Source organism: Dyella sp. ASV21 (genome assembly GCF_016428975.1).
Taxonomy (GTDB): Bacteria; Pseudomonadota; Gammaproteobacteria; order Xanthomonadales; family Rhodanobacteraceae; genus Dyella.
The window spans coordinates 1-310 of record NZ_JAELTT010000377.1; the positions used below are offsets into that span (position 1 = coordinate 1).

General features: G+C 73.9%; 1 pseudogene. It reads right to left on the bottom strand.

Annotated features, from left to right (window positions below):
• A pseudogene (locus JHD67_RS21975) lies at positions 1-115 on the bottom strand (histidine kinase dimerization/phospho-acceptor domain-containing protein); the annotation flags it as partial.
• Between the last annotated feature and the right edge of the window lie 195 nt (positions 116-310).

A 310-nucleotide genomic window follows, 5' to 3' on the forward strand; every position in this document is an offset into this window, starting at 1 on the left:
GCTGCCCGAATTCGCTCAGCGACGCGTCATCGACCAACATGTCGGCCGACATCTTGATGACGGTGAGCGGGCTGCGCAGCTCGTGGCTGGCGTCGCGCGTGAAGTTGCGTTCGCGCAGGTTGTAGCCTGTCTCTTATACACATCTGACGCTGCCGACGACAACGTTCGGGTGTAGATCTCGGGGGTCGCCGGATCATGAAAAAGGGGGGGGGGGGGGGGGGGGGGGGGGGGGGGGGGGGGGGGGGGGGGGGGGGGGGGGGGGGGGGGGGGGGGGGGGGGGGGGGGGGGGGGGGGGGGGGGGGGGGGGGGG